The organism is Sphingobium sp., from assembly GCF_003248505.1.
In the GTDB taxonomy this organism is placed as follows: Bacteria; Pseudomonadota; Alphaproteobacteria; order Sphingomonadales; family Sphingomonadaceae; genus Sphingobium.
In genome coordinates this window covers 1-8,600 of record NZ_QFOA01000103.1, presented here as the reverse complement: position 1 = coordinate 8,600, position 8,600 = coordinate 1, and the positions used below count along the sequence as shown (strand labels likewise).

The window sequence follows — 8,600 nt, the reverse complement described above, 5'->3', positions numbered from 1 at the left end:
TACATGACCGACACCGGCGCACGGTGGTTTACCCAGCCGCAGCGCGCAATCGACCGGCCTTTCGCGGACTGATTATCGGGATGCGGGGCGCAGGGTACGCTGCGCCCCGACATTCACTGCCAGCACCAACGCGCCGATCACGGCGGCGACGAGACCTATGCGGAGATAGGCGTCGAGGATGATCGCCCGGTCGCCACCCGTCGCGCCCCCGCCCATGGCCTCGATCACCGAAGCGATGACGCCCGCGCTGAAATTCCCCGCCGCCGTCGCCAGAAACCAGGTGCCCATCAGGAAGCTGGCCATATGGCGGGGCGCGAAGCGCGACATGGCCGACAGACCGACGGGCGAGAGGCACATTTCGCCAACGGCATGGCAGAGGAAAAGCAAAAGGATGAATGCCAACGGCACTTTCTGATCTGCCGGCACCCATTGCGCCATTGCCATCAGCACGAAACCGCCGCCGACCATGATAATGCCGAAACCGAAGCTGCTGAGCGGCGTCGGCATACGACCCGCTTTGGCAAGGCGAAGCCATAGCCCTGCGAAGGGAAGGGCGATCAGGCAGACGAAAAACGGCGGCAACGCCTGAAACACCGATGCGGGAACTTCAAATCCCGATATCGTGCGGTTTACATGATGGTCGATGAACAGGTTGAGCGAAGATCCGCTCTGCTCGTAAAGCCCCCAGAAGACTGGCTGGATGACAATTAAAGCGAGTGCGTAAAGCAGCTTGCGACGTTCATCGCCCGCCAATCGCGACAATGCGATCCAGATCAGAAAGAGACCGATCAGGGCACCGCCGACCGCGAGCAATGTCCCTGTCAGCTTCGGCGACACCAGCAACAGCCAGCTGAGCAGCGTAAGCGGCAGGGTAAGGCCGTAGACGATCCATTCGCGAGGCACACCGAACAGTCGTTGTGCCAATGCAGCGGGGTAGGGCGCTTCGCCGACACCCAGCAGGTGGCGCTTGCCGCGAGCGAAGACGGCGACCCCTGCAACCATGCCGACCGCGGCAGCTCCAAACCCATAGCTCCAGCCAAGGGTTTCGCCCAGAAGGCCGCAGATCACCGGACCGATGGCGCCGCCCAGATTGATGCCCATGTAGAAAATCGTATAGGCGCTGTCCCGCCGGGGATCATGTTCGGCATAAAGTTTGCCCACCAGCGCCGACACGTTGGCCTTGAGAAAGCCCGTCCCCACGACGATCAGCGACAGGCCTATCCAAAAGATGGACTGCGCCCCTGCGCCCAATGCGTCCTCCAGGCCGAGGACGATATGACCGCACGCGATGACCACGCCGCCAAATAAGACGGCCTTGCGTTGACCCAGCCATCGGTCGGCAAGATAGCCGCCGATCATCGGCGACAGAAACACAAGGGCGAGATAAGACCCGTAAAGCAGCCCGGACTGCTGGCCCGAGTAGAGGAAATGGCGCGTCAGATAAAAGATCAGGAGCGCGCGCATCCCATAAAAGGAAAAGCGTTCCCACAACTCGGTGAAGAAGAGAACGTACAATCCTTTGGGATGACCCCACAGCGTTTCTGCGTCCGACACGGTTACGGTCATGCCACGACCCCGACGTTCAAGTCCTTACCGGTTTCGTCGTCCGGCATCGAGATGCGACCTTCATGACGCTGCGGACTGTCTGCCGAACAGATGAAACCGGGTCGCGCATATCGAATGTGCCCACCGGCTCCCTGCACCATTGTTCGATCGGCATTGCCGTGTTTGCCGGGGGAGGGGACAGCGTCGCATCGTGACGGCACGAACAGAGCGCGATAAGGCGTCATCGGCGCGGGGTCAGTGTGATGCGCGTGCTGTTTGCCGTCAGTGGGATGGCATAGCCCCCGCGATCCGCCGTCCCGCCGCTGCTGGTGTAGGCCCTGCCACCGCTGGTCGTCGTTTCGAACAGGAGCCTCGCCTTCGTGGTAAAGGCATCTGCGGGATCGAGCGTCAGCACCACCTTGCCCGACGCACTGTCGTAATCGGCACTGGCGATACGACCTGCCTCCAACGTGATCCACAGGCCAGCGGGTGCGATAAACAGGCGGCGACGGGCGCCGTCCTGCGGCACGATATGAACTTGCCCGTCGTCGTCGGTCACCTTTCCACCGAAGCCCAGCCAGCCCAGTCTTTTGTCCTTTACCGCATAAGTGGATGCGGAGATCGCATGGCCATAAAATCCCATGCCGTAATCGCCACTCAGCGCGTCCCATTTCATCATGTCGGGCCAGCTGTGGAAGGCGGCGGAGCCGAAGCCTTCCCGATCAATATTGGTGATGCCGCCCATCATGCCGCCGTATGCGACGCGCAGCAGGTGCAGGTCTTCGGGATTCTGGCGATAGGCGTCGAACAGGGGAACTGCGTTGAGCGTCGAACCGTAATGGTGAATTTGCCGCTCGATCCGCGACACTTTGCCGCCGTAGAGGAAATCCCAGTAGCGTCGCGCGTTGCCGTTATAACCCCAACTCGGGATGGTCGGATCATAGCCCAGGATCACTTCTCGCGTGATGTCGGCTTGCGGTTGATGGCCGAAATACCGCATCCATGCGTAGACTTCGGGTTGGCCTGTCGAATCCCACGCCATCTCGCTGCCGAATGGATATTTGAGCGTGCGCCAAAGGTCGGCGCGACTCTTCATCAGTTTTTCGAGATTCGTTGCCTCGACCGCCATTCCTTCCCGCTTTAGATCCTTGAGAATGTCGAGAAAGACATCGCCTTCCATCTGTCCGAACTGGGCATAATGGGGCGCATCGCGCATCATCGCGGCGCTGGTCCGGTAAGCCCAATCGAGATAGAAACGCCAGTCGTGGCGCTTTACCAGCCCCCGATTGTCGCGAGCCAGGCGATAAAGAACCCAATGGCCGATAGCGACATGCGGATAATTGTAGGATCGTCCCAGATCGTCGGCATCTTTCTTTGACCAGGCGGCCCATGTCGTCCAATCGATCGCGGGATCGTAATAGCCGGGGAATGTCTTGGGGTCATAGTAGAACAGGCTTTTCTTGACGCCGCCAGCATGCGGACCGTCTGCGACCTGAAGCTGGCCCAGGACCGTTTCGTTGACCAGTCTTTCCAGTTTGGCGACTTCCTGCGCATCAGGATTGTCGAGCTGTTTGATCATCGCCGCAACCCAGCTGCCCGCGCCGCCCTCGTCGCTCATGCCCGCAACCCACACGCGGCCATCCTGTGTCAGGATCTTGTTGTCTTCCCTGTCATAGGAAAGGATGGCGGGCGACCGGTGGAAGGGGTCGTCTTTCCCTTCGAACCACTGGTTCGTCGTGGTGAAACGACCGATGTCGGCCATTACCTGCGTCAGGGGCTTGGTGATAAAGTAGCTGACCGTCTGTGCCTGCCCATCGGCGTAGGTGACTGTCAGGCGGGCTTGGCCCCAGCCCGAAGCCTTTACGTTGTAACGAACCCAGTCGCTGCCGCTTTGCGTCGCCGTCGCAGTCAATGCACCGGCGGGGAAACTCTCGATCTTCGCGACCGGGGTAGGAGATTTCAGAAACAAGCTGGCCGTCTGGTCGGTCGGTACGACATAGCCGGGTATACCGATGGCAACCGGACGGTCGTTGGCGACAAGCGTGTCCTCTATCGCGCGGATACTGGGCGAGGTGACGAAGCGCAGGCCGATGGTGCGGCTCTGGCCCGGCGCCAGCACGATACTGGTTGCCTCGTTCCATTGCGGCCCGGCGTTGGCCCATTCCTTCTCGACGAACGCCTTGCTCGCGACGGTCCAGTCGTAAAAGCCTTCCGACACCTGGGTGCGCGGACTCCGGTCGGTGAAGATATCGCCCTTCGGAGCGCTCTTTGCCTCCAATACGGGGCGATAGGCTTCGAGCGGCGTATTCTTTTCCGGCAGGACGAGTAACGCGGGGCCATGGCCGTTCAGGCGCGTAACCTGGAGATAGCCCGCGTCTCGACCGATATAGGGGTCGATGAAGCTGGCCTGCGCATGCGCCTGGTCCAGATCGCGGTCGAGAATGATGTTGTCGAACACCATCGGCATTCCGAGTGCGCCGATCTCTACCGGTTCCCGGCTGGTGTTCACCAATGTGAAGCGCAGCGCCAACACGCCCCGATCAACCATCCAGCGCCGCTCGATCCTCAGCGGGATGCCTGCGCCCATGGATGCAGTGATATCGGCACCTGCCAGGACATTGCCTCGCTCCGCCAACTTAGCGATGGGTTTTCTGCTATGGGCGGACGAATAATCCTGCCACGCACCGGTGCCGCTTCTCAGGCGAATATGAATGTCGCCAACATGAACATAGCCATCCCCCGCACGCTCCGCTTCACGCGCGGCGGGAACAAAATCGAATGATGCTTCGCCGGCAGGGGAAAGGTGCGCCAATGTCTGCGTGTCGTCGCGCAGCGCCAGATCGAAGGTCGGCGTCCTGAACGTCGTCTTCGCAATGGGTGGAAACACCTTGTTGGCGGTCGAGGGTTGGGCTTGAGCCATGGCCAAGGGCATGGATGAAGAGGCGGATGCCAGGAGAAGCGCAATCGAAAGGCATATCTTGGTCATCGTCAACCTTGTCATTTCGCGGCGGGGCCACGGATAATTGGGTTCGGTACGACAGGAAGCGACCCGCGGATATCGGCGGTGTCAGCCCGAACCCGTCCTTGAGCGTTCGCGCTCCCGCCTAGGGCCAACCGCGTGACCGCTCGCCCCTGTCGTGCCGTCGGAAGCGGAACCCAATCATGACCCTGATGCTTCACAGCGTCAATAATATTATACGATATAATAACGTAGCGAACGATGGTCGATAGAGCCCAACGGTTCAGGGCTTATCGACAGCGAAGAACGACAAGGATTGACAGTCAATGCCATCAGGGTGATATTATTGTATACGATATTCGATAGAGGTTAGGATATGAGAGTTAATCGCCGGGAATGGATGGCGGGCACTGCCACGCTGGCCGTATGTATGGCTCCGATTTCGGCCTCGGCTGAAATTTCACCGCGTATTCCGTTGCGGGCAAGGCCGTTGCCGTTGACCGACGTGCGCCTCCGCCCCTCAGACTACGCCACGGCAGTCGAGGTCAACACCGGCTATCTCCTGTCGCTCAATCCCGACCGCCTGCTTCATAATTTTCGTAAATATGCCGGACTGGAGCCCAAGGCGCCGATTTATGGCGGCTGGGAATCCGATACGATCGCAGGCCACACGCTTGGCCACTATATCACCGCGCTGGTTCTGGCTTGGCAGCAGACCGGCAACCCGGAATGCCGCCGCCGCGCCGATTACATCGTGGACGAACTCGCGCTATGCCAGGCGCAGCGCAAGGACGGTTATATCGGTGCGTTGGGCCGCAAAACGAAGGACGGCAGTATCGTCGATGGCGAGGAGATTTTCCCTGAGGTCATGAAGGGGCAAATCAAGTCGGGCGGTTTCGACCTCAACGGCAGTTGGTCTCCTCTCTACACCGTTCACAAATATTTCGCCGGCTTGCTCGACGTTCATGGTGCGTGGGGCAACCGCAAGGCGCTGGATGTCGCGGTCGGGCTGGCCGGCTATTTCGAAAGGGTGTTCGCGGCCCTCGACGATGCACAGATGCAGGAACTGCTCGGCTGCGAATATGGCGGTCTTAACGAAAGCTATGCCGAACTCTACGCCCGTACCGGCGACCCGCGCTGGCTTACCGTGGCAGAGCGTGTCTACGACCGCAAGGTGCTGGATCCTTTGGTGGCGCAGGAGGACAAACTCGCCAACTTCCATGCCAACACCCAGGTGCCCAAGCTGATCGGCCTCGCGCGCATCCATGAACTGACCGGCAGGCCTGAACCGGCGCGTGCTGCTCGTTTCTTTTTCGACCGGGTGACCGGGCATCATAGCTATGTCATCGGCGGCAATGCCGATCGTGAATATTTCTTCGAACCCGACACGGTCGCGCTGCACCTGACCGAGTCCACTTGCGAGCATTGCAACAGCTACAACATGCTGAAGCTGACGCGGCAGTTATACAGTTGGCAACCCGAAGGCGCGCTGTTCGATTATTATGAACGCACGCATCTCAACCATGTCATGTCGGCACAGAACCCGGCCAATGCCGGCTTCACCTATATGACGCCCATGATGAGCGGTTCGCCGCGCGAATATTCCCAGCCTGACGTGGACGCGTTCTGGTGTTGCGTCGGGTCGGGCATGGAAAGCCACGCCAAACATGGCGATTCCATTTACTGGGAGGGTGACGATACTCTCTTCGTCAATCTTTATATCCCGTCCGAAGCGCAGTGGAAGGCGAAGGGCGTAAGCCTTTCGCTGGACACCGAATACCCGTTCAAGCCCGACATCAAGCTGACCGTCGACGCCGTAAGGCAGGGGCAGTTCGCGCTGGCTCTGCGCATACCCGGCTGGGCGGACGGGCGCTTCGGCCTCAGTGTCAACGGCAGCCCTGTATCCGTGAAGCCTGCCAATGGCTATGCGGTCGTAAATCGTCGCTGGAAGAAAGGCGATGTCGTCGCCCTCAGCCTGCCGCTCGACCTGCGGCTCGAATCCGCACCCGGCGCACCTGACGTGGTGGCGGTCATGCGCGGCCCTCTGGTCATGGCGGCCGATCTTGGTCCCGCCGAAATGGAATGGAAGGGCGTCGAGCCGGCAATGGTCGGCGAAAATCTGCTGGCGGCCTTTTCTCCGATTGTGTCGGATCGCCCACGGTATCGCACGCAGGGTATCATTCGTCCGGCCAATCTCACCTTCGCACCGTTCTACAGCCAGTACGACCGGCGCAGCGCGGTCTATTTCCAGCGGTTCACCGAAGCCGGATGGAAAAGCGAAGAGGCGGCCTTCCTTGCCGAACAGGCGCGGCAAAAGGATCTGGCGGCTCGGTCGATCGACATCATGCATCTGGGCGAAATGCAACCTGAGCGCGACCATGGCTTGATCTCGGAAATCAGCTACCCGGTGTCCTATCGCGGGCGTAACGGTCGCGATGCGCGGTCGGGGGGCTATTTCGAATTCACGATGAAGGTGAAGCCCGGGCCGTTGCTGTTGCAGGCAACCTATTGGGGGGGCGAGCGCCAGCGCAGCTTCGACATCCTGATCGACAATGTCAAGCTGGCCACGCAAAATCTGGACAATGACACGCCCGGCAAATTCATGGACGTCGATTACCCGATCCCCGAAGCACTCACCAAGGGCAAGCGGCAAGTCAAGGTTCGGTTCCTGCCACACGATCGCAGTTCGGCAGGTCCTGTGTTTGGCGTGCGACTGTTTACAGCGAAGTTGGCGACGTCTGCATGAGCGACACGGTTGCGTTGACTCTGCTGGAAGCGGATGGCTTGGCCCGCAAGGTGCTGGAACGTCGTGGTCTGACAGCGGATCACGCCGCCGCCGTCGCCCGCACGATGGTGGCGGGCGAACGGGATGGCTGCGCTTCGCACGGCCTTTATCGCCTGCTTGTCGCCGCGCATTCGATCGAAGCCGGCGTAGTCGTGCCTGACGCCGACCCGGAAGTGAGTGAGCCTGCGCCTGCATTGGTTCGTGTTGATGGCAAAGGCGGCTTCGCGCAGTTGCCGTTCGAACGCGGCCTGCCGTTGCTGGTCGACAAGGCGCGCAGGTTCGGCATTGCGGCGCTGGCCCTTAACAATGTCGTTCATTTTGCGGCACTCTGGCCTGAGGTTGAAGCGCTTACCGAAGCAGGACTGGTCGGGCTGGCCTTCACGCCCAGTCATGCCTGGGTGGCGCCCGAGGGCGGGACGAAGCCTATATTCGGCACCAATCCCATTGCCTTTGGCTGGCCGCGTTCGGACCGGCACCCTTTCGTTTTCGATTTCGCCACCAGTGCGGTGGCGCGGGGCGAAATCGAGTTGCATCGCCGTGCGGGCAAGACGATCCCTCTCGACTGGGGGTATGACGCCGAAGGGCATCCGTCCATCGATCCCAAGGCCGTGCTGGACGGAGCGATGCGCACTTTCGGCAAACATAAGGGGTCGGCACTGGCCGCAATGGTCGAACTGATTGCCGGGCCGCTGATCGGGGACATGACCAGTGCCGAATCCATCGCCGCCGACAACGGTCGCATGGGATCGCCGCTCGGTGGAGAACTGATCCTGGCCGTGGATCCTGCCGGATTTTTGGGTGCCGGTGCGGCGGCGCATCTAGATCGGGCCGAAAAGATGTTCACGGCGATCGCGGAGCAGGGCGCGCGTTTGCCGGGATCGCGGCGCTATGCCGCACGGGCAAAGTCGGATGCGGAAGGCGTTCGCATACCGGTGGAACTTCACCGCGATTTGCTGGCATTGCTGGAAGGGGACAGGATATGAGGATCGATGGTAGCCGGAAATATCTGCTTATCGGTGCGGCCTTCGTCAGCTTTATCGCAACTGAGGCAACGGCCCAGCCCCCGGCGCAAACCGCCGATCAGGCGTTCGAAGCCTTGTCGACGACGGAATATGCATGGCGCCAGAAGCAGTTCGGTCCCAGCGAGGACGGCCCCAAGGACCAACCGCTGACGCTGCCCGATGTCGGCCCTGCGGCACAATCCGCTCGCCTCGCGCGTTGGGAACAGGTCGCAAAGCAATTGGGAGCGACAAATGTCGATCGATTGTCGCCTGCGCAGAGAATAAACTTCGCGGTCTACAAAGGTCAGAT

General features: G+C 60.6%; 4 protein-coding genes and 1 pseudogene. 3 read left to right on the top strand and 2 right to left on the bottom strand.

What is annotated here, in order from left to right:
* Positions 1-72 precede the first annotated feature (72 nt).
* Together DI606_RS18440 and DI606_RS18435 are read right to left on the bottom strand one after the other, a co-directional pair.
* Positions 73-1,566: a peptide MFS transporter gene (locus DI606_RS18440; RefSeq protein ID WP_293985334.1), complete on the bottom strand. Its 1,494-nt coding sequence runs from the start codon at positions 1,564-1,566 to the stop codon at positions 73-75.
* A 220-nt stretch (positions 1,567-1,786) separates the two neighbouring features.
* Positions 1,787-4,465, bottom strand: a complete 2,679-nt coding sequence (locus DI606_RS18435; protein ID WP_293985333.1) for a DUF5695 domain-containing protein — start codon at positions 4,463-4,465, stop codon at positions 1,787-1,789.
* A 544-nt stretch (positions 4,466-5,009) separates the two neighbouring features.
* On the opposite strand from DI606_RS18435, the gene DI606_RS18430 reads away from it, so the two are divergent.
* The 3 genes and pseudogenes from DI606_RS18430 to DI606_RS18420 all read left to right on the top strand — a co-directional run.
* Entirely contained in the window at positions 5,010-7,250 is a 2,241-nt protein-coding gene (locus DI606_RS18430) for a glycoside hydrolase family 127 protein (protein ID WP_293985335.1), read from the top strand.
* On the top strand, positions 7,247-8,272 hold the full coding sequence (locus DI606_RS18425) for an Ldh family oxidoreductase (protein ID WP_293985332.1): 1,026 nt from the start codon (positions 7,247-7,249) through the stop codon (positions 8,270-8,272). Before DI606_RS18430 ends, DI606_RS18425 begins: the two co-directional genes overlap by 4 nt.
* Positions 8,269-8,600: pseudogene (locus DI606_RS18420) on the top strand (DUF885 domain-containing protein); the annotation flags it as partial. The gene DI606_RS18425 and the pseudogene DI606_RS18420, both read left to right, overlap by 4 nt.